This window comes from Pseudomonas hamedanensis (genome assembly GCF_014268595.2).
In the GTDB taxonomy this organism is placed as follows: domain Bacteria; phylum Pseudomonadota; class Gammaproteobacteria; order Pseudomonadales; family Pseudomonadaceae; genus Aquipseudomonas; species Aquipseudomonas hamedanensis.
In genome coordinates this window covers 5,335,657-5,355,455 of sequence record NZ_CP077091.1, presented here as the reverse complement: position 1 = coordinate 5,355,455, position 19,799 = coordinate 5,335,657, and the positions used below count along the sequence as shown (strand labels likewise).

The window sequence follows — 19,799 nt, the reverse complement described above, 5'->3', positions numbered from 1 at the left end:
ACATGTGGATCGAGCGGCTCGATGCCAGCCATGCCCTGGCGTATCGCGAACGCATGCTTGAAGCCTATGACCGCCACCCGCAGGCGTTCACTTCCAGCGTGCGTGAGCGTGCGGTGATGCCGCTGAGCTGGTGGGAAGGGCGCTTGACCAGCAAACTCGATGTGCTGCTCGGCGCCTTTGACGGCGGCACGCTGGCCGGCATTGTCGGCCTCGCGCTCGAACCCAGGGAAAAGGCCCGCCATAAAGTTACTTTGTTCGGCATGTATGTCTCGACTGACTTTCGCCAAAGCGGCCTGGGTTACCAATTGGTACAGGCCGCACTGCGCGAAGCACAAAACCATGGCGGGCTGAAAGTTGTCCAGCTCACTGTCACCGCCGGCAACGATGTCGCCTTCAAGCTGTACCAACGCTGCGGCTTCATCCAGTTCGGCCTGGAACCGCTGGCGGTGCGGGTAGGCGAGGATTACTTCGACAAAATCCACATGTGGCGCCAGCTCTGACACAGCGCTGCTCTTGTTCCCTTGTGGGAGCAAGCCTGCTCGCGAAGGGGCCGTGTCAGCCGCCACAGATGTTGCCTGATTCACCGCTTTCGCGAGCAGGCTCGCTCCCACAGGTTGACCGCATTTCTCCAGCCCAAACGCAGCCCCCCTGTAGGAGCGAGCCTGCTCGCGAAGGGGCCCTGCCAGCCGCCGCAAATGTTGCCTGACCCACCGCTTTCGCGAGCAAGCCCGCTCCCACAGTTTTGACCGCATTTCTCCAGTCGAAACGCAGCCCCTCTGTAGGAGCGAGCCTGCTCGCGAAGGGGCCCTGCCAGCCGCCGCAGATGCTGCCTGACCCACTGCATTCGCGAGCAAGCCCGCTCCCACAGTTTTGACCGCATTTCTCCAGTCGAAACGCAGCCCCTCTGTAGTGAGCCTGCTCGCGATAGCGTCGTGTCAGTCAGCGAAAATGTTGACTGATCCAGCGCTTTCGCGAGCAAGCCCGCTCCCACAGGCTTGACCGCATTTCTCCAGTCGAAACGCAGCCCCCTGTAGGAGTGAGCCTGCTCGCGATAGCGTCGTGTCAGTCAGCGAAAATGTTGACTGATCCAGCGCTTTCGCGGGCAAGCCCGCTCCCACAATTTGACCGCATTTCTCCAGTCGAAAAGCAGCCCCCCTGTAGGAGTGAGCCTGCTCGCGATAGCGGTCGTTCAGACACATCACTATTGACTGACAGATGGCTATCGCGAGCAGGCTCGCTCCTACAGGGGATGTTCTGCGCAGCGGTTTCAGCGCACGGCGCTGACGCCATCGAGTGTTGAGAACGAGGTGTCCTTGGCGGTCAGCAGGAAGTCGCGCATGTATGGGGCGTCCAGCATGTCCGTGCGGATCGCTGCGTACAGCGTCGCGAACAATCCTTTCTCGCCCAGGCGCTTGGCCTTCACGTAACCGCGCGAGCTGTATTCGTGTAACGCCCAGTGCGGCATGCCGCAGACGCCGCGGCCGCTGGCGACCAGCTGCATCATCATCACCGTCAGCTCCGAGGTGCGCACCTGCGCCGGCTCGATGTCGGCAGGTTCGAGGAACCGGGTGAAGATGTCCAGGCGGTCGCGTTCCACCGGATAAGTAATCAGCGTTTCCGTCAGCAGATCGTCGGGCACGATGTACGGCTTGCTCGCCAGCGCATGTTGGTTGGCCACTGCCAGCATGGCTTCGTAAGTGAACAGCGGCACGTAGGTAATGCCGGCGATGTCCAGCGGATCGGAGGTCACCACCAGGTCCAGATCGCCACGGGCCAGGGCTGGCAGCGGTGCGAAGGAAAAACCCGAGGCCAGGTCGAGTTCGACTTCCGGCCACGCGTCACGAAACTGATCGATGGTGGGCATCAGCCACTGAAAGCAGCTGTGGCATTCGATGGCCATGTGCAGACGCCCGGCGGTCCCTCCGGCCAGTCGGCTGATGTCGCGCTCGGCGGCACGCAACAGCGGCAGGGTGGCGTCAGCCAGTTGCAGCAGGCGCAGGCCGGCGCTGGTGAAACGCACCGGTTTGGTCTTGCGCACGAACAACGCCATGCCCAGGCGCTCTTCCAGTTCCTTGAACTGGTGGGAGAGCGCCGACTGGGTCAGGTGCAGGCGGTCGGCGGCGTCGACCAGACTGTCGGCTTCGCGCAGGGCGTGCAGGGTTTTCAGGTGACGGATCTCAAGCACCGCAGGTCTCCATGAGTAGAACTCGTGATCAAATTAAAGATGTTGAGTTTGTCTCATGTTTAACCGGCTGTCGATGGCGCAACGTAGTCTCCGGGCCAGTGACCGCTCGGCGCTGTTCATCAAACTGTCACGCAACTGTGGCAGCGCGCTCGCACAAATATCATCAGACTCGCGCTCTACTGGGGTTCTGCGTTTTGGTGTTTTTTCATGCGTGTATTGTTCTTTCTGGCCGCGCTGTTGGTCGGCCTGCCGTCGTTGGCGGCTTCGCGTTGTGATGTCAACGTACCGACCGAGCGGGTCGACCTGCCGGCGGTGAGCATCGCCTATCAGAGCATCGGCCGTGCCTCGGATCCGGCGTTATTGCTGGTCATGGGGCTTGGCGGTCAGTTGATTCACTGGCCGGACGAAGTGGTTGTGGCGTTGTGTCAGTCAGGTTTTCGGGTCATCCGTTATGACAACCGCGATGTCGGCCTGTCGACCTGGCGCCAACCTCCGGTCGAGGCCAATCTGACGTTTGAAGTGTTGCGCTACAAACTCGGCCTGCCGGTTTCGGCGCCCTACAGCCTGACGGACATGGCCGACGATGCATTGGGGTTGATGAGCGCGCTGCAGGTCGAGCGCTTTCATGTGCTGGGCGCGAGCATGGGCGGAATGATCGCCCAGCACATGGCGGCAATGGCGCCGCAACGGGTCGAAAGCCTGACGCTGCTGATGACCACTTCCGGGGCCGCTGGCTTGCCGGCACCGAATGCGGCGTTGGTGCAGCTGTTGTCGCGGCGCGGCGCACCGAACCGTCAGGTGGCGCTGGAACAACAGGCTGATCTGCTCGCGGCACTCGGCAGCCCGGCGGTGACGGATGATCGGCAAGCGTTATTGCAACAGGCCGCGGCTTCCTATGACCGCGCGTTCAACCCTGAGGGCGTCAAGCGGCAGATCATGGCGATTCTCGCCGAGCCAAGTCGAGTGGCGTTGCTCAATCAACTGCGCGTGCCGACGCTGGTGGTGCATGGCACGGCCGATCCGTTGCTGCCAGTGATGCACGGTGTGCACCTGGCGGCGCATATCCGGGGCAGCCAGTTAAAACTGATTCCGGGGCTGGCCCATCGGTTTCAGGAGGCATTCAAGGAACCGCTGCTGGCGGCGGTGTTGCCATATCTTCAGGCGCACCGTGAGGACACTTCGCACTGGGCGCGGGTCGAGCCGGTGGAAAAGGGGAACTTGCTTTAACTGAAAGTTTTGCGGTGATCGTTCGGCCCCTTCGCGAGCAGGCTCGCTCCCACAGGGGAATGCATTGCAAATGTGGGAGCGAGCCTGCTCGCGAAGGGGCCATCATGGTCGCCAACACTGACCTTAGCTGTGAATACGCACCCAAACGGTCACCAAAACAGTCGCCGCCATCAACCACGCGACCGCCGCCACCGCGAGCGACGCCTCCAACCGCATCCGGTCAACCATCACATACAGCGTGGCCAGATAGACGAAGTACGGAATAATCGACCACATCCCAAACACGATCGTGGTTTTCAGATCATCGATCGAGCGGCCCTTGCCAACGATGTAATGGGCAATCAGCGCAAAGGTCGGAAACAGCGGCACCAAACCTGCGATGTAATAGTTTTTGGTCTTCGACAGCGCCGCGATCATCACCACCACGGCGGCGCCCAGCAGGGCTTTGAATATCAGGTCCACGTCGTTCTCGCTTAATGGCTCAGGCCGTATTTTTTCACTTTGTCGAACAGCGTAGTCTTGGCCATGCCCAGTTCCAGGCTGGCCTGGGTCAGGTTGCCGCCGCTGCGTTGCAGGGCGTCGCTGAGCAGGTTGCGCTCGAATGCCTCCACCGCTTCGGCGAACGCCAGGCCTTGACCGCCGCTGCCGGCGCCGGACTTCTTGAAGGCCGGCAGACCCAGGGCGAAGCGCTCGGCGACGTTGCGCAGTTCGCGCACGTTGCCGGGCCAGTCGTGGCTCATCAGGTGCGACAGGGTCTGATTGTCCAGCTCCGGCAATGCGCGGTCGAAGCGCAGGGCCGATTGCTGGGTGAAGTGTTCGAACAGTTGCAGGATGTCTTCGCGGCGTTCGCGCAGGGGCGGCAATTCCAGCGTCACCACGTTGAGGCGGTAATACAGGTCGCTGCGAAAGGCCCCCGCTTTGCTGGCTTCGTCGAGGTCGGATTTGGTCGCCGCAATCACCCGGCAATCCACCGCCACGCTCTGGTTTGAACCGAGGCGTTCGAGGGTGCGCTCCTGCAACACGCGCAGCAGTTTGATCTGCAACGGCAGCGGCATGCTTTCCACCTCGTCGAGGAACAGCGTGCCGCCGTCGGCGTGCTCGATCTTGCCGATACGGCGCTTGCCGGCACCGGTGAAGGCGTTCGCTTCGTGGCCGAAGATTTCACTTTCAAAGAGGTTTTCCGGCAGGCCGCCGCAGTTCAGCGCGACGAACTGTTTTCCGTGACGGCGGCTGAAGTCGTGCAGGCAGCGGGCGACCAGTTCCTTGCCGGTGCCGGTCTCGCCCTCGATCAACACGTTGGCCGAGGTATCGGCGACGTTGGCGATCAGTTCGCGCAGGTTCTGCATCGCCGGCGAGCGGCCGATGATCCGTCCTTCCAGAGAATCGCGTTCGGCCAGTTGCCGCCGCAACGACGAGACTTCGCGGGCGAGGCTGCGTTGCTCGAGGGCACGCCGGGCGACATCCACCAGTCGCTCTGGCGAGAACGGTTTTTCCATGAAATCGTAAGCGCCTTTCTGCATCGCGCCGACCGCCATGGAGATGTCGCCATGGCCGGTGATCAGCACCACCGGCAGGCTGCGGTCGCGTTGCTTGAGGCGGGTCAGCAGTTCCAGGCCATCGATGCCCGGCAGGCGGATATCGCTGATGACGATGCCGGCGAAATTATCGCCGACCTGCTCCAGCGCTTCTTCGGCACTGCCCACGCCGATGCAGGGAATATCTTCCAGGGTCAGCGCCTGCTGGCAACCGAGCAGCACATGGGGGTCGTCTTCGACAATCAGCACACTGAGTTCGTGGTTCATATTGGCTCGGCAGGTGTAGGGCTTACCAACGGTAAACTGAGGACGAAGGTGGTGCCACCGCTGGCCGGGTGTTCGACACCCAGATGGCCGCCGGTGGCGGCGGCGAGGCTGGCGGAAAGCGTCAGGCCCAGGCCCAGGCCTTGCTCGCCGGGCTTGGTGGTGAAAAACGGTTCGAACAAATGTTTGCGCGCCTCGGCGTCGATGCCGTGACCGTTGTCGCGTACGCGCAGGCGATATTTGCCGTTGAATTCTTCGCCTTCGAGCCACAGTTGCGGCTGCGCCTGGGCCTGCATGGCATCGAGGGCGTTGCCGATCAGGTTGAGCAGAATCTGTTCGAGACGGGTCTGGTCGATCTGCAATTGCACGTCGCTGAACTGCCGGTGCACTTGCAGCGCCGAGGTTTCCAGACGCGCGCCGAGCACTTGCAGCGCGGCGTCGACGGCTTTGCCGAGGCTGGCCTGGCCCTTGTTATCGCCGCGCCGGGCAAAGGAGCGCAGGCTGGCGGTGATCCGGCCCATGCGGTCGATCAGGTCGTTGATGGTCTTGAGGTTGGTGCTGGCGACATCGAGTTGGCCGCGCTCAAGAAAGCGCACGGTATTGCCTGACAGCGTGCGCATCGCCGCCAGTGGCTGGTTCAATTCATGGGCAATGCTGGTGGACATCTGGCCGATCGCGGCGAGTTTGCCGGCCTGCACCAGTTCATCCTGGGCGCGGCGCAAGGTTTCTTCGGCCTGGCGGCGTTCGCGGATCTGGCTCTTGAGCCGTTCGTTGCTGGCACGCAGATCGGCAGTGCGTTCGGTAATCCGTCGCTCCAGCTGGCTGTTGACTTCCTGCAAGGCTTCGCGGGCGGCGAGGCGGGTGGCGAGGACCTTGCGCCGCTCGTTCCAGGCGATCAGCAGGAAGGCGAACAGGGCGAACGCGACCGCCACCAGAATGCCTTGATTGATCGCCTCGCGGCGTAGGTCTTGCAGCGGCGTGAGCAGGGTGAAATTCCACGGCGTGTCGCTCAGCGGCCGGGTCTGCGCCAGGTAACTGATGTCATCTTCGTCGGACGCCACTTCGCTGTTGGCCGGGAAGGTGAGTTTTTCCACGCCTTCGGACAAGGTCTCGCGGGCCAGCGGTTGCAGCTCGTTGAGCGGGAACCAGTAGTACTGCAGGCTGCGGGCGAGTTTTTCCTTGACCTCGTCGCTCAGCGGGACCACCGATTTCAGCCGCCGGGCCGGATCGCTGGAAAGAATGATGATGCCGTTTTCGTCACTGACAAAAGCTTCCAGACGCGCGCGCTGCCAGCGTTCTTCCATGGCTTCCAGGCGCACCTTGACCACCGCGACGCCGATGATCTTGCCGTGCTCTTCCAAGCCATGGGCCAAGTAGTAACCGGGTTCGCCGTTGGTGCTGCCGATGCCGTAGAAACGCCCGGGCTGGCCGCGCACGGCGTCCTTGAAATAGGCGCGGAAGGACAGGTCCTCACCCAGGTAACTGTCGACATCGCGCCAGTTGCTGGTGGCCATGACGCGGCCGGTGGTGTCCATCACATAAATGGCCCGGCTGCGGCTGCGGCGGTTCAGGCCCTCAAGGTAATCGTTGACCGTTTGCCGGTGTTCCGGGGTCGGGTCGGCCAGCAACTGCGGCACACTCGTTTCGAGTTCCAGCAGGCTGGGCAGGTAGGTGTACTTGCTGATTTCGCTTTCGACCGCACGGGCGTGCAACTCCAACTGACGCTGGCCGTTCTCGCCGAGGCTGCGGATGCCGAAGTGCTCACTGGTCCAGAAGCCGATAAACCCCAGGCCAATCATCAGGGCGATGACCAGCGGCGGCAGGAACAGATGGCGAATCAGACGGGGTTTCACGGCAAGTGATGGCTTTGCAGCGCGATAGAGGGTGGGGTCGCATTTCATCACAGATGCCTTGGGTCAACCACAACACTTGTTTGTGCATCACCGTTGCTTTGAGGTGAACCCTGTGGCGAGGGGATTTATCCCCGTTCGGCTGCGAAGCAGTCGTCGAACCGCTAGATGCGGTTTGACTTTGAAATGCCAGGGCCGCTTCGCAGCCCAACGGGGATAAATCCCCTCGCCACAGAAGCTCGCCACACCACAGGGTTCTGCGTGGTTTTTTAGTGCTGCAAGATTTTCTCGAGGAAGTGCTGCGCGCGTTCGGAGCGGGCGCTGATGTCGCCGAAGAATTCCTCTTTCGGGCAGTCTTCGATGATCTTGCCCTGGTCCATGAAAATCACCCGGTCCGCCACTTTACGGGCGAAGCCCATTTCGTGGGTCACGCACATCATGGTCATGCCTTCATGGGCCAGCTGCACCATGACGTCGAGCACTTCGTTGACCATTTCTGGGTCGAGCGCCGAGGTCGGTTCGTCGAACAGCATGACGATCGGGTCCATCGCCAGCGCACGGGCAATCGCCACACGCTGTTGCTGACCGCCGGACAGTTGCCCCGGATGCTTGTGGGCGTGCGCCGACAGGCCGACGCGCTCAAGCAGTTGCAGGCCTTTTTTGGTCGCCTCTTCCTTGCTGCGGCCCAACACCTTGATCTGCGCGATGGTCAGGTTTTCGGTGATGGTCAGGTGCGGGAACAGTTCGAAATGCTGGAACACCATGCCCACCCGCGAGCGCAGTTTCGGCAGGTTGGTCTTCGGGTCGGCAATCGAGGTGCCGTCAACCACGACGTCACCCTTCTGAAACGGCTCCAGCGCGTTGACGCATTTGATCAGCGTCGACTTGCCGGAACCCGACGGGCCGCAGACCACGATCACTTCGCCTTTTTTGACCTCGGTGCTGCAATCAGTCAGCACCTGGAAGTCCCCATACCACTTGTTGATATTTTTGATAGAGATCATACGGCGAACCTTTTTTGCAGTTGCTTGACCAGCCGCGAGGCGGCGAAGCTGATAATGAAGTACACAAGACCGGCGATAATCAGGAACTCGTTGGAGCGGCCGATGATGTCGCCGCTGGCGCGGGAGGCATTGAGGAAGTCAACCAGGCCTACGGTGTAAACCAGCGAAGTATCCTGGAACAGAATGATGCTCTGCTGCAGCAACAGCGGGGTCATTTTGCGGAACGCCTGCGGCAGGATGATCAGGCGCATCATCTGCCCGTAAGTCATGCCCAGCGCTTGCGCCGCGCCCATCTGACCTTTGGGGATCGACTGCACGCCGGCACGGACGATTTCGCAGAAGTACGCCGCTTCGAACATCATGAACGCCACGATGCATGAGGTGAACGCACCAATCGGCGTGTCTTCGCCGGTGATCCAGCGCAGCACGAACGGCACCGCCAGATAGAACCAGGTGATCACCAGCAGCAGCGGGATCGAACGGAAATAGTTGACGTAGGCGCCCGCGATGCTCGACAGCAGTTTGCTGTGCGACAGACGCATCAGCGCGAGAATGGTGCCGAGAATGATCCCGCCGACCACGCCCATGGCCATCAGCTTGAGGGTCATCACCATGCCGTTCCACAAACCGGGAATGGCCGGGACGATGCCGCTGAAATCGAATTCCATTATTTACCCCCCACGGAGATCAGGCCGGGCACGGCGACTTTCTTCTCGACCATGCGCATCAGCAACATCAGGCTCATGTTGAGGGTGAAGTAGATCAGGGTCGCCAGGGTGAACGCTTCAAACAGGTTGGCCGAGAACTCGGCGGTCTGTTTGGTTTGCGCCAGTAGCTCCATCAGGCCGATCAAGGACGCCACGGAGGAGTTCTTGAACACGTTCAAAAATTCCGAGGTAAGCGGTGGAATGATGATCCGGTAGGCCTGGGGCAGCAGCACGTTCCAGTAGATTTGCGGCAGCTTGAAACCCATGGCGCGGGCGGCCGATTCCTGGCCGCGGGGCAGCGCCTGGATACCGGTGCGCACTTGCTCGCAAACACGCGCGGCAGTGAACAGGCCAAGGCACACGACGACGCTCAGGTAGGCCGAGGTAGTCGGGTTCAGGTCCTGTTTGTACCACTCCTGCATATCCGCCGGCAGCAGATCGGGCACCAGGAAGTACCAGATAAACAGCTGAACCAGCAGTGGCACGTTACGGAACAGTTCGACGTAGCAGGTCGCGATGCCCGACACGATGCGGTTCGGTACGGTGCGCATCACGCCCAGTATCGAGCCCAGCAGCAGGGCGATGATCCACGCGACGATGGCGATGGCGATGGTCCAGCCCAGCCCGGAGACGAACCAGTCGAGATAAGTCTCGCTGCCCACGCCGGTGGACTTGAAGAACACGCCCCAGTCCCAGTTGTAATTCATTAGGGTCTCCCCTCGATTCGATCGATGTACAAGTGCCCGCCTGGGGAAACTCCGTTCCCGCCTGATGTGAACATCAGGCACACGCGATCGGCTCGACAGCCACCGGTTCGAGTGTTTCCAAAAAAGTGCCAGCAGGGAGTGGCCATCCCCTGAAAAGGCAGGCGCCTCCTCAGGGGATAAGGTTAGTCAGAAATCAGGACTTCTTGTCGTCAGCCGCTTTGTCGGTCGGGTTGGCGATCAGGGTCTTGAGCTCGTCGCTCATCGGGAAGTTCAGGTTCAGGCCTTTTGGCGGAATCGGCTGCATGAACCACTTCTCGTAGATCTTGTTGATTTCGCCCGACTTGTAGGTGGCGACGATGGCGTCATCCACAGCCTTTTTGAACGGGGCGTCGCCCTTGCGCATCATGCAGCCGTAGATTTCGTACGACTGCGCGGTGCCAGTGACTTCCCAATCGGCGGCTTTCTTGGCCTTGGCCGCTTCGCCGGCGAGCAGCGCGTCGTCCATCATGAACGCCACGGCACGGCCCGATTCCAGCATCTGGAAGGACTCGCCGTGGTCTTTGGCGGAGATGACGTTCATGCCCATCTGCTTGTCGGCGTTCATCGCCTTGAGGATGCGCTCGGAGGTGGTGCCGGCGGTGGTCACGACGTTCTTGCCTTTCAGATCGTCGAAATCCTTGTACTTGGAGTCTTTCTTGGAGAGCAGACGGGTACCGATTTCGAAGATGCCGACGGAGAAGTCGACCTGCTGCTGACGCTCGACGTTGTTGGTGGTCGAACCGCACTCGACGTCCACGGTGCCGTTCTGCACCAGCGGGATCCGGGTTTGCGAAGTCACCAGGTTGTATTTGACTTGCAGGTTGGGCAGGTCGAGGTCTTTCTTGATCGCTTCGACGATGGCCAGCTGGATATCGTGGGAGTAGCCGACCGGCTTGCCGGAAGCGTCGGCGATGTAGGAGAACGGAATGGAGGCGTCACGGTGGCCCAGGGTGATGACACCGGACTCTTTGATCTTCTTCAGGGTGCCGGTGAGCTCGGCGGCGAAAACTGGCGTGCTGATCAGAGCGGCAGCAATGGCTGCGCCCAGGATATGGGGAACGATGCGCATCAAATTTTCCTCGACATTGTTTTTTTTATGGAGCCAGTTTGTCGGCCCTTTTTGTGCTTCGAATGCCTGACGGCTCCTGAAGTGTTGGCACAGCAGGCATTCGTCGAGAGAGTGTAGAGCAGAAGTCGTGCCAGACCAGTCGATAATGGTCAATACGTTGATTTTTAACGTTATTAAAGTTTTGTGGCGGTGATTTTAGGCGGAACTGATCCGGTTAACCGAATCGACCGGAGAGTCGCGTTCGGAAAACCGAATGAGCTGTAACGCGCAGTCTCAGCGATCGCGGTTCAAAGGCGCTTCGTGCAAATACAGCCACTTCACCCCGTCTGCCTGCGCCCTCAGGATTGCCACCGACACGCGTGAGTGTTCAGTCCCGTTTAACCGCTGGGTTTCTACGTAGCTCAGAGCCAGTGTCTCGTCCTGCTGCCAGACCGTATGCAAATCGCTGATGTCGATATCAAGCCCTGCCTTGGCGCCCACAGCTCCCCTGAACAGTTGCTCGACCTCGGACCGGTTCAACGGAATCGCCGAGATGCCAACCATGCTGAAGTCCTCGGCAAATGCCTGCATCAACGGCTCGATGCTTGCGGCACCAGTGCCGTCGGCATCGGTGAATACGCGATGAATCAGTTCGTGGACGTAGTGAATACTGTGTATGGCTTGTTCAGCCAGATCGTTGCTCATGGGCACTCCTTTCAGGTTTCAATTGGCGCATCTGAAACAGCGGCAGCAGCCCGACCAGCGCCGCAACCGCGAAGGTCGCGTGGTAGGCCTGCGTGGTGTCGAACTGCTTGAGCAGCACATTGAAAATCATCAGAAACAGCGCGGCGCCGAGGCTGAAAGACATCTGGCGATTGATGTTCCAGATGACACTGGCCTTGTGCGTATCGCCGCCGGCGAAGTCCATCAATGAGGTGGTCTGCGCGGTATTGGCACCGATGCCGCCACCGATGCCCATCAGGCTGTAGGCAAGGACGATGATCCACAGATCACCGGGTGCATTGACCAGCACCAACGTGGCGATGCCAGCGCTGTGCAACAACATGCCGAGAATGAACAGGCGCTTGGCGCCGACCCGGTTGTAGACCCTGCCGCAAAGGGTCATCGCGATGAACGCACCGATGGCGTAGATAATCATGAACATCCCGGTCAGCCTGGCGCTGAAGTGCAGGGTGTCCTGTAAAAAGAAAATACTCATCAGATTGACCCCGGTGAACACGCCCGGAATCGCGTAATAGACGAGAATCGAGGTGCTGAGTTTTTTACTTCTGAGCAAGCTCAACTCGACAATCGCGTTGTTGCAACGGCGGTAGTGCAACACATACAGGGCGATGAGCAGCAGGCCCGCGATGACAAAAACCAGCGCTGCCAACGGCGGATAGTCGCCGCCGTACAGCGACATACCCATCAGCAGGCTGGCGAGTGCTGCGCTGACGAACACCAGACCTTTGATGTCGGGGCGCCGAAGCTCGGCGGGTTTGCGTTCCCTGATCCAGAACCAGGACAACCCGGCGGCAATCAGCGAAAACGGAATGTTGCTGTAGAACACCCAACGCCATGAACTGCTGTCGACGATGATGCCGCCCACGGTGGGTGAAATGGCCGGTGCGAGCAGTGCGACGGCCATCACCAGCGTGGATATCTTCGCCCGTTGCTCGCCCTGGAAAAGATTGAACGTCAGCGCCTGTCCGACCGGAATCAACAAGCCGCCACCGATGCCCTGGACGAAGCGCCAGAGCACCAGTTCATGGAAACTGTCGGCCTGCCCGCACATCCAGACCGAGCCGCTGAACACCAGCATCGACGCGGTCAGGATTTCCCGGTTGCCGAAGCGTGCGGCCAGCCATGTACTCACAGGAACGATCAGCGTAAGGCCGAGAATGTAGGCATTGCCTACCCACGCCACCGCTGAGCTGTTGGCGTGCAAGGTTGCCGACAGACTGGGCAACGCCACGGCCGACATGAAGATATTGATGCAGTCGATGAAGAAGCCGAGCAGATACACCGACGCGACTTTGTAGCGGTAACTCATGCTGTTTCCCCTTTGTCGTCGAGCATAGGGGCGCTAGACTCCGGCCGTCGATGCAATGGGGCTGAACACAATGTTTGAAGGGATTTAACCGTGACTCAGGGCGCCCTGCACACGCACTTGAATCGGGTCCAGACGTTTCTGGCGATTGTCGAACTGGGTTCATTCACCAAGGCTGCGAGCCATCTGAACCTCAGCCGGGCCATGGTCAGCCTGCACATCAAGGCGCTGGAAGCGGCGTTGTCGACGACCCTGCTGATGCGTAACAGTCGTGTTGTGTCCCTGACCGAGGCCGGGCAAAGCTTTTACAACGAATTCAAAATTATCGTCGCCGATATCGACACAGCTTTTGACAGGGTAATGCACGGTGCAAGCCGGGTATCGGGAACGTTGCGGATCAGTTCAACCAGTGAGTACGGCGAGCGATTCATCCTGCCGTTGATTCCGCTGTTCACCGAGCGCTATCCAGACATTCGCCTGTGCTACGACTTCAACTCTTCGCTCAATGATCTGCTTGGAGAACGGCTGGACCTGGTGATTCGCCTGGGCAGTCTGGCAGACTCGTCTTTCAAGAGCCGGAAGCTGGCGGACTATGAGATCGTGCTGGTGGCTACCGAAAAGTTTCTGGCTCGCCATCCGCTGCGAGAACCGCAGGATCTGAATGCCCTGCCGTGGATTGCCAACAGCAACCTGCAGGCGCCGGCGCAGTGGGTGTTACGTGATGGTCTGGGGGAGGGGATTGAGGTCAACGGCAGCCGGCATTTCGAGTCGAACTCCTCGACGGCAATTCGTTCAATGACCTTGTCCTCGCTGGGGGTGTCGGTGTTGCCGGTATGGATGGTCGAGAGCGATATCGCCAGCGGGCGTCTGCTGCGCGTACTGCCTGAATACTCGCTGCCTTCACAGCCGATCAGTCTGGTGTTTCCTGATACGCCGCATCTGCCGCGCAAATCGCGGGTGTTCATTGATTTTCTGATGGCGCATCTGGGGCGGTGAGTTCATCCAGAAAAAGCCCCTCACCCTGACTGGGTGAGGGAGAACAATCCCACTGATCCAATCCGCTCGCCCGAAATCCACATACCAAAAAGCCCCTGAATTTCACAATTCAGGGGCTTTCGTTTTAGCGCTGGATGAGGATCAAGCCGCCTCGATCTTCCGATTCTGCTCAACCTTGCCCAGATACGACGCCAGCTTCTGCTGCTCATCTGCCGTGGTGAACAACCCGAGCTTGGTGCGACGCCAGAGAATGTCGTGCGCAGTGGTCGCCCACTCTTCGCTGCACAGGTAATCGACCTCGCGGGTATAGAGCCCGCCGCCGATGTGCTCACCCATGTCGGCCAGGGTTTCCACGCCTTCAAGCATGCGCCAGGTGCGGCTGCCGTAGGTGACGGCCCAGCGCCGGGCGATTTCTGTCGGGACAAAATCGAACTTGTCGCGAATCAGCGCGCTCAAGGCTTGCGGTGTGGTCATGTCTTCGCCGCCGGGCAGGGTGGCGGTGGCCGTCCAGCTCGGGCGCATCTGGGTGAAGAACGGCATCAACTGCGCCATCGCTGATTCGGCGAGTTTGCGGTAGGTGGTCAGCTTGCCGCCGAACACCGACAGCAGGGGCGCTTCTTCGCCGCCGCCAGACAACGCCAGGGTGTAATCGCGAGTGACCGCCGAAGGGTTGTCGGATTCGTCGTTGCACAGTGGACGCACGCCCGAGTAGCTGTGCCGGATGTCATCGCGGCTGAGCTGCTGCTTGAAGTGGGCGTTGACCACTTTCAGCAGGTAATCGGTTTCCCCTTCGGTGATCGCGACTTTGGCCGGATCGCCGGTGTATTCGCGGTCGGTGGTGCCAATCAGGGTGAAGTGGTTCAGGTACGGAATGGTGAAAACGATGCGCTGGTCTTCGTTTTGCAGAATGTGCGCATGCTCACCTTCGTACAGTTTCGGCACGATGATGTGGCTGCCCTGAATCAGACGAATGCCGTACGGCGATTCCATCTTCAGGTCGTCACGGATGAATTTGGCTACCCACGGGCCGGCGGCGTTGACCAGCGCTTTGGCGGTAATCGAAAACAGGCTGCCGTCGGCGCGCTCCAGATGCAGATGCCACAGGCCTTTGGCGCGACGGGCGCTGACGCAGCGGGTCTGGGTGTGCACGTGGGCGCCTTTTTCTCGGGCGGCCATGGCGTTGAGCACCACGAGGCGGGCGTCATCGACCCAGCAGTCGGAATATTCGAAGCCTTTCTTGATTTCACTTTTCAGCGCGCTATCGGCGCCGAATTTCAGGCTTTTCGAACCCGGCAGCTTTTCCCGTTTGCCGAGGTTGTCATAGAGAAACAGGCCGGCACGAATCATCCACGCCGGACGCAGGTGCGGGCGGTGCGGCAGCACGAAGCGCATCGGCTTGACGATGTGCGGTGCCTTGGCCAGCAGCACTTCACGTTCGGCCAGCGCCTCACGCACCAGACGGAATTCATAATGTTCGAGATAGCGCAGGCCACCGTGGATCAGCTTGCTGCTGGCCGACGAAGTGTGGCTGGCGAGATCGTCCTTTTCGCAAAGGAACACCGAAAGACCGCGACCGGCGGCATCCGCTGCGATCCCCACGCCATTGATCCCGCCGCCGATTACGGCAACGTCATAGATCTCGGAGAGAGGGGGCGTACGCAAGGTAGAGGTGGACATCGGCTGGCCTCGGGTTCTTTTTGGTTTTCGATATTTGAAATCGAACATGAATGTTCATTTGCGAAAATGGTAGCCCATAAAGACGCGCGCAGCCAGTCGACTTCGATTGAAAAAACTCATCGAAGGACAGGGAAAGGAAAATTTTCGAACATTCAAGCGGGAGAATACGGTTGTGGCGAGGGAGCTTGCTCCCGCTCGGCGGCGCAGCCGTCGTAAATCCAGCAAGCACGGTGTGCATGGATTAACGGTTGGATTTCGCAGGGGGCCGCTTCGCAGCCCGGCGGGAGCAAGCTCCCTCGCCACAAGGGAGTCGCGCTCGAGAGGGTTAAACGACTTCCAGACGAATCTTGTGCTGGCTCAACAACTGCGCCAATGCCGGCACCGGTTGCTGATCGGTCACCAGGCAATCGATCAGGCTGATCGGCCCCAGTCGGATCATCGCGTTACGGCCGAACTTGCTCGAATCCGCCGCTAGAATCACCTGGCGCGCATTGGCGATGATCGCTTGGCTCACCCGCACTTCCTGATAATCGAAGTCGAGCAGGCTGCCGTCCTCATCGATCCCGCTGATGCCGACGAGCGCGAAATCAACTTTGAACTGATTGATGAAATCGACACTGGCCTGGCCGACAACACCGCCGTCACGGCGCACGTTGCCACCGGTCAGCAGCACGTCGAAGTCATCCTTGGCGCTGAGCATCGAGGCGACGTGCAGGTTGTTGGTGATGATTTTCAGGTGGCTGTGATTGAGCAGGGCGCGGGCAATCGATTCGGTGGTGGTGCCGATGTTGATGAACAGCGAGGCGTGATCGGGGATCTGCGCGGCGATCGCTTCACCGATGCGTTGCTTTTCATCGCGCATCTGGTCGGCGCGCATCGCATAGGCGGTGTTTTCGACGCTGGAATCATAGGCGGCGCCACCGTGGTAACGGCGCAGCAGATTGGCTTCGGCGAGCTGATTGATGTCGCGACGAATGGTTTGCGGGGTGACTACGAACAGCGTGGCCATTTCCTCGATGCTCACATAGCCGCGTTCGCGGACCAGCTCGAGGATTTGCTGCTGACGGGGAGGCAGATTCATGGGGCTTCCTTTGGGCTGCCGTGCAAAATTTGCCCATGATGCCGCAGGAATCCGCTCCCGACCAGTTAGATGCCTATCTGTTACTCAAGCCTGGCTTATTCAGCGTCCTCACGCGCCCAGTCACGGGTGCGGCTGACGGCTTTTTTCCAGCCTTTGTAGAGTTTCTCTTTCTCGACTTCGTCCAGGCTCGGTTCGAACTCGCGCTCGATCACCGCTTTGCCGCGCAGTTCTTCCAGGCTGCCCCAGAAACCGCAGGCCAGACCGGCCAGGTATGCGGCGCCGAGTGCGGTGGTTTCGCGCATTTGCGGGCGTTCGACCTGGGTGCCGAGGATGTCAGCCTGGAACTGCATGAGGAAGTTGTTGGCGACCGCGCCGCCGTCCACGCGCAGAGCCTTGAGGCGTTCGCCGGAGTCCTGCTGCATGGCGTCGAGCACATCGCGGGTCTGGTAGGCGATCGATTCCAGCGCAGCGCGGATGATGTGGTCGACGCGCACGCCGCGGGTCAGGCCGAACAGCGCGCCACGGGCATACGGGTCCCAATACGGGGCGCCCAGACCTGTGAACGCCGGCACCAGGTACACACCGTTGCTGTCCTTGACCTTGTTGGCGAAGTACTCGGTGTCGTGGGCGTCATTGATGATCTTCAGTTCATCGCGCAGCCACTGCACGGTCGAACCGCCGTTGAACACCGCACCTTCCAGCGCATACGCCACTTCGCCACGCGGACCGCAGGCGATGGTGGTGAGCATGCCGTGCTGCGATTTCACTGCCTTGTCGCCGGTGTTCATCAGCAGGAAGCAGCCAGTGCCATAGGTGTTTTTCGCCTGGCCCGGCTCGACGCACATCTGCCCGAACAGCGCCGCTTGCTGGTCGCCGGCGATACCGCCGATGGCGATGCCGCTCTTGGTGCGCCCGTAGATTTCCGAGGAGGCTTTGACCTCCGGGAGCATTTCGCGAGGAATGTCGAGGATCTCCAGCATCTTCGAATCCCATTCCAGCGAATGGATGTTGAAGAGCATGGTGCGCGAGGCGTTGGTGTAGTCGGTGACGTGTACCCTGCCGCCGGTAAATTTCCAGATCAGCCAGCTGTCGACGGTGCCGAACAACAGTTCGCCGTTGCGCGCGCGTTCGCGGCTGCCTTCGACGTTGTCGAGGATCCACTTCAGCTTGGTGCCGGAGAAGTACGGGTCGGTGACCAGACCGGTAGTGTCGCGGATGTAGTCTTCGTGGCCATCGCGCTTGAGCTGCTGGCAGATCTCGGTGCTGCGGCGGCACTGCCAGACGATGGCGTTGTACACCGGGCGACCGGTGGTCTTGTCCCACACCACGGTGGTTTCGCGCTGGTTGGTGATACCGATGGCAGCGACCTGATCATGATGCAGGCCGGCCTGAGCCAGTGCTTCGACCATCACTGCGCTCTGGGTGGCGAAGATTTCCATCGGGTCGTGTTCGACCCAGCCAGCCTGCGGGTAATGCTGGACGAACTCGCGCTGCGCGGTGCAGACCACATTCGCATCGCGGTCGAAAATGATCGCGCGGGAGCTGGTCGTACCCTGGTCGAGGGCAATGATGTAGTTCTTGTTCTGAATGTCGGTCATGTCGATTGCCTTGGACGAAATAAGGGAGAGTGGGCCGGGGCGCAGGCTCTGTCGGGCAGGAGCCGGCGCCGACTGTTTCAAGAAGTTCTTGGTTTGCCGTCAATGGCCGGTTCTGCATCCTTTGTAGCAGGTGTGGCGCAGGTCAGGTGGCGGGCGATCAGCCCGCGATACCCGGCGGCGCCGAGGCAGGCACCGACAATCGGTGCAAAAATCGGAATCAGGAAGTACGGAATATCGCGGCCGCCAGTGAAGGAAATTTCACCCCAACCGGTGAAGAAAGTCATCAGCTTGGGACCGAAATCCCGGGCCGGGTTCATCGCGAAACCGGTCAGCGGACCCATCGAACTGCCGATCACGGCAATCAGCAAACCGATCAGCAGCGGCGCCATCGGGCCTCGCGGCAGACCGTTGTTGTCATCGGTCAGGGCCATGATCACGCCCATCAGGATCGCGGTGATGATCATCTCGACCAGAAACGCCTGGGCCGTCGACAGCACCGGATTGGGGTAGGTCGAAAACACCGAGGCCAGTTCCAGGCTGGCGGCCGAGCCGCGAACCATTTGGTGAGTCTGTTCGAAATCGAAGAACAGGTTGCTGTACAGCGTGTACACCAACAGCGCGCCGCAGAAGGCGCCGGCGATTTGCGAAAGAATGTAGAACGGCAGTTTGCGCTTTTCAAAGTCAGCGAAGATTGCCAGGGCGATGCTCACGGCAGGGTTCAGATGCGCGCCGGAAACCCCGGCGGTGAGGTAGATCGCCATGCTCACGCCGACGCCCCAGATGATGCTGATTTCCCACAGGCCGAAGCTCGCGCCTGCGACTTTGAGCGCGGCGACACAACCAGTGCCGAAAAAGATCAGTAATGCAGTCCCCAGAAACTCGGCCATGCATTGGCCCGAAAGCGATGGTTGCGGTAAAGCAGTTGTCATTGAAAACCTCGGTTTTTGTTGTTGTCTGGCGCCTTGCCGTCAGGGCAGGGCGCGATTTTCACCGGGTTGGAATCCCCATTCTTTTCCCGGTTTACTGCTGGGTGCTGCGATGTCGCTGATTCTTGCATTATTCAGATTCGAAAAAATATAGACAAGAAACAAACCTGTCAAAGGTCGAAAGTGAACTGTCGGTCACAATAAAACTATTCGCTGGGTGAATGATCAGCGCAGAGGCGCGCCCGAATATGTCTACAGGCCACGGCAATCGCGGCCGGAGATAGAGCCTTTTGCCAAGTGATGCTCTAGAATCGACCGCAGGTTTTTCTCTGATTGCCGGACCCGGAGCTGCCATGACCCCAGCGTTGGACTTGTTGAAAAAAGTTCGTGCCGAACATCGCGTGCACAGTTACGAACATGATCCGAAGGCCGCGTCCTACGGGCTCGAGGCCGCGGAGAAACTGGCGCTTGCGCCGGCCCAGGTGTTCAAGACCCTGCTGGCGTCCAGCGAAAAAGGTGAGTTGCTGGTGGCGGTGGTGCCGGTCGTCGGAACGCTCGACCTCAAAGGGCTGGCGCATGCCGCCGGAGTGAAAAAAGCTGAAATGGCCGATCCGGCTGCGGCGCAGCGTTCCACCGGTTATCTGTTGGGCGGTATCAGTCCGCTGGGGCAGAAGAAACGCCTGCGCACCTTCATCGATACCTCGGCCCAGGCGTTTGCGACTATTTATGTCAGCGCCGGTCGACGCGGACTGGAAGTCGAACTGGCGCCTGCGATACTTGCGCAACACACCCAGGCGATATTTGCCGACATCGGCCGCGCATAGCCTCGCGCTGTATGCAGAAAATTCGCCGGTTCTGTCACTGGCGCTGAGGTCGCAGTCGCTGCAAGCTTGCGCCAACTCACT

General features: G+C 60.1%; 18 protein-coding genes. 4 read left to right on the top strand and 14 right to left on the bottom strand.

Going from position 1 to position 19,799, the window contains the following annotated elements; genetic code table 11:
- Window positions 1-2 precede the first annotated feature (2 nt).
- On the top strand, window positions 3-500 hold the full coding sequence (locus HU739_RS23395) for a GNAT family N-acetyltransferase (protein ID WP_186549987.1): 498 nt from the start codon (window positions 3-5) through the stop codon (window positions 498-500).
- Window positions 501-1,267: 767 nt separating this feature from the next.
- Here the strand turns inward: HU739_RS23395 and metR are convergent.
- On the bottom strand, window positions 1,268-2,185 hold the full coding sequence (gene metR / locus HU739_RS23390) for a transcriptional regulator MetR (RefSeq protein ID WP_186549989.1): 918 nt from the start codon (window positions 2,183-2,185) through the stop codon (window positions 1,268-1,270).
- 207 nt (window positions 2,186-2,392) lie between these two features.
- Here metR and HU739_RS23385 point away from each other — a divergent pair, with 207 nt between their 5' ends.
- Window positions 2,393-3,412: an alpha/beta fold hydrolase gene (locus HU739_RS23385; RefSeq protein WP_186549991.1), complete on the top strand. Its 1,020-nt coding sequence runs from the start codon at window positions 2,393-2,395 to the stop codon at window positions 3,410-3,412.
- 123 nt (window positions 3,413-3,535) lie between these two features.
- On the opposite strand, the gene HU739_RS23380 is transcribed toward HU739_RS23385, so the two are convergent.
- The 9 genes from HU739_RS23380 to HU739_RS23340 form a co-directional block, all read right to left on the bottom strand.
- Complete coding sequence (locus HU739_RS23380; RefSeq protein WP_186550135.1) at window positions 3,536-3,865, bottom strand: GlpM family protein; 330 nt, start codon at window positions 3,863-3,865, stop codon at window positions 3,536-3,538.
- Window positions 3,866-3,885: 20 nt separating this feature from the next.
- Window positions 3,886-5,214: a two-component response regulator AauR gene (aauR, locus tag HU739_RS23375; RefSeq protein WP_186549994.1), complete on the bottom strand. Its 1,329-nt coding sequence runs from the start codon at window positions 5,212-5,214 to the stop codon at window positions 3,886-3,888.
- The gene (aauS, locus tag HU739_RS23370) at window positions 5,211-7,112 is read right to left on the bottom strand and encodes a two-component sensor histidine kinase AauS (protein WP_186549996.1); all 1,902 of its coding nucleotides are present in this window, start codon (window positions 7,110-7,112) and stop codon (window positions 5,211-5,213) included. The genes aauR and aauS overlap by 4 nt, the downstream gene beginning before the upstream one ends.
- 218 nt (window positions 7,113-7,330) lie before the next feature.
- Window positions 7,331-8,065, bottom strand: a complete 735-nt coding sequence (locus HU739_RS23365) for an amino acid ABC transporter ATP-binding protein (RefSeq protein WP_016773390.1) — start codon at window positions 8,063-8,065, stop codon at window positions 7,331-7,333.
- Window positions 8,062-8,733, bottom strand: a complete 672-nt coding sequence (locus HU739_RS23360) for an amino acid ABC transporter permease (protein WP_186549998.1) — start codon at window positions 8,731-8,733, stop codon at window positions 8,062-8,064. Before HU739_RS23360 ends, HU739_RS23365 begins: the two co-directional genes overlap by 4 nt.
- On the bottom strand, window positions 8,733-9,479 hold the full coding sequence (locus HU739_RS23355) for an amino acid ABC transporter permease (protein WP_186550000.1): 747 nt from the start codon (window positions 9,477-9,479) through the stop codon (window positions 8,733-8,735). Before HU739_RS23355 ends, HU739_RS23360 begins: the two co-directional genes overlap by 1 nt.
- Before the next feature lie 193 nt (window positions 9,480-9,672).
- Entirely contained in the window at window positions 9,673-10,587 is a 915-nt protein-coding gene (locus HU739_RS23350; protein WP_186550002.1) for a glutamate/aspartate ABC transporter substrate-binding protein, read from the bottom strand.
- A gap of 273 nt (window positions 10,588-10,860) precedes the next feature.
- A complete protein-coding gene (locus HU739_RS23345; protein ID WP_186550004.1) occupies window positions 10,861-11,271 on the bottom strand; it encodes a DUF4440 domain-containing protein in 411 nt (136 codons plus the stop codon).
- On the bottom strand, window positions 11,252-12,619 hold the full coding sequence (locus HU739_RS23340; protein ID WP_186550006.1) for an MFS transporter: 1,368 nt from the start codon (window positions 12,617-12,619) through the stop codon (window positions 11,252-11,254). Before HU739_RS23340 ends, HU739_RS23345 begins: the two co-directional genes overlap by 20 nt.
- A gap of 105 nt (window positions 12,620-12,724) precedes the next feature.
- On the opposite strand from HU739_RS23340, the gene HU739_RS23335 reads away from it, so the two are divergent.
- Window positions 12,725-13,612 (top strand): LysR family transcriptional regulator, encoded by an 888-nt coding sequence (locus HU739_RS23335; RefSeq protein WP_186550137.1) that lies wholly within the window; start codon window positions 12,725-12,727, stop codon window positions 13,610-13,612.
- A gap of 141 nt (window positions 13,613-13,753) precedes the next feature.
- On the opposite strand, the gene glpD is transcribed toward HU739_RS23335, so the two are convergent.
- The 4 genes from glpD to HU739_RS23315 all read right to left on the bottom strand — a co-directional run bounded on the left by glpD (window position 13,754) and on the right by HU739_RS23315 (window position 18,897).
- Window positions 13,754-15,289, bottom strand: coding sequence for a glycerol-3-phosphate dehydrogenase (glpD, locus tag HU739_RS23330; RefSeq protein WP_186550008.1), 1,536 nt, complete (start codon window positions 15,287-15,289; stop codon window positions 13,754-13,756).
- A gap of 325 nt (window positions 15,290-15,614) precedes the next feature.
- Entirely contained in the window at window positions 15,615-16,370 is a 756-nt protein-coding gene (locus tag HU739_RS23325; protein ID WP_007953179.1) for a DeoR/GlpR family transcriptional regulator, read from the bottom strand.
- A gap of 95 nt (window positions 16,371-16,465) precedes the next feature.
- The gene (glpK, locus tag HU739_RS23320; protein ID WP_186550010.1) at window positions 16,466-17,968 is read right to left on the bottom strand and encodes a glycerol kinase GlpK; all 1,503 of its coding nucleotides are present in this window, start codon (window positions 17,966-17,968) and stop codon (window positions 16,466-16,468) included.
- 77 nt (window positions 17,969-18,045) lie between these two features.
- Window positions 18,046-18,897, bottom strand: coding sequence for an MIP/aquaporin family protein (locus tag HU739_RS23315; protein WP_186550012.1), 852 nt, complete (start codon window positions 18,895-18,897; stop codon window positions 18,046-18,048).
- 350 nt (window positions 18,898-19,247) lie between these two features.
- On the opposite strand from HU739_RS23315, the gene ybaK reads away from it, so the two are divergent.
- Window positions 19,248-19,718: a Cys-tRNA(Pro) deacylase gene (ybaK, locus tag HU739_RS23310; protein ID WP_186550014.1), complete on the top strand. Its 471-nt coding sequence runs from the start codon at window positions 19,248-19,250 to the stop codon at window positions 19,716-19,718.
- The last annotated feature ends 81 nt before the right edge of the window (window positions 19,719-19,799 follow it).

Excerpts from the sequence above, each read along its gene's own strand:
- glpD (WP_186550008.1), bottom strand. The coding sequence starts at position 15,289 with ATGTCCACCTCTACCTTGCGTACGCCCCCTCTCTCCGAGATCTATGAC.
- HU739_RS23350 (WP_186550002.1), bottom strand. The coding sequence starts at position 10,587 with ATGCGCATCGTTCCCCATATCCTGGGCGCAGCCATTGCTGCCGCTCTG.
- HU739_RS23365 (WP_016773390.1), bottom strand. The coding sequence starts at position 8,065 with ATGATCTCTATCAAAAATATCAACAAGTGGTATGGGGACTTCCAGGTG.
- glpK (WP_186550010.1), bottom strand. The coding sequence starts at position 17,968 with ATGACCGACATTCAGAACAAGAACTACATCATTGCCCTCGACCAGGGT.
- aauS (WP_186549996.1), bottom strand. The coding sequence starts at position 7,112 with ATGAAATGCGACCCCACCCTCTATCGCGCTGCAAAGCCATCACTTGCC.
- HU739_RS23355 (WP_186550000.1), bottom strand. The coding sequence starts at position 9,479 with ATGAATTACAACTGGGACTGGGGCGTGTTCTTCAAGTCCACCGGCGTG.
- ybaK (WP_186550014.1), top strand. The coding sequence starts at position 19,248 with ATGACCCCAGCGTTGGACTTGTTGAAAAAAGTTCGTGCCGAACATCGC.
- HU739_RS23325 (WP_007953179.1), bottom strand. The coding sequence starts at position 16,370 with ATGAATCTGCCTCCCCGTCAGCAGCAAATCCTCGAGCTGGTCCGCGAA.
- aauR (WP_186549994.1), bottom strand. The coding sequence starts at position 5,214 with ATGAACCACGAACTCAGTGTGCTGATTGTCGAAGACGACCCCCATGTG.
- HU739_RS23385 (WP_186549991.1), top strand. The coding sequence starts at position 2,393 with ATGCGTGTATTGTTCTTTCTGGCCGCGCTGTTGGTCGGCCTGCCGTCG.
- HU739_RS23360 (WP_186549998.1), bottom strand. The coding sequence starts at position 8,733 with ATGGAATTCGATTTCAGCGGCATCGTCCCGGCCATTCCCGGTTTGTGG.
- HU739_RS23315 (WP_186550012.1), bottom strand. The coding sequence starts at position 18,897 with ATGACAACTGCTTTACCGCAACCATCGCTTTCGGGCCAATGCATGGCC.
- HU739_RS23345 (WP_186550004.1), bottom strand. The coding sequence starts at position 11,271 with ATGAGCAACGATCTGGCTGAACAAGCCATACACAGTATTCACTACGTC.
- HU739_RS23340 (WP_186550006.1), bottom strand. The coding sequence starts at position 12,619 with ATGAGTTACCGCTACAAAGTCGCGTCGGTGTATCTGCTCGGCTTCTTC.
- HU739_RS23395 (WP_186549987.1), top strand. The coding sequence starts at position 3 with ATGTGGATCGAGCGGCTCGATGCCAGCCATGCCCTGGCGTATCGCGAA.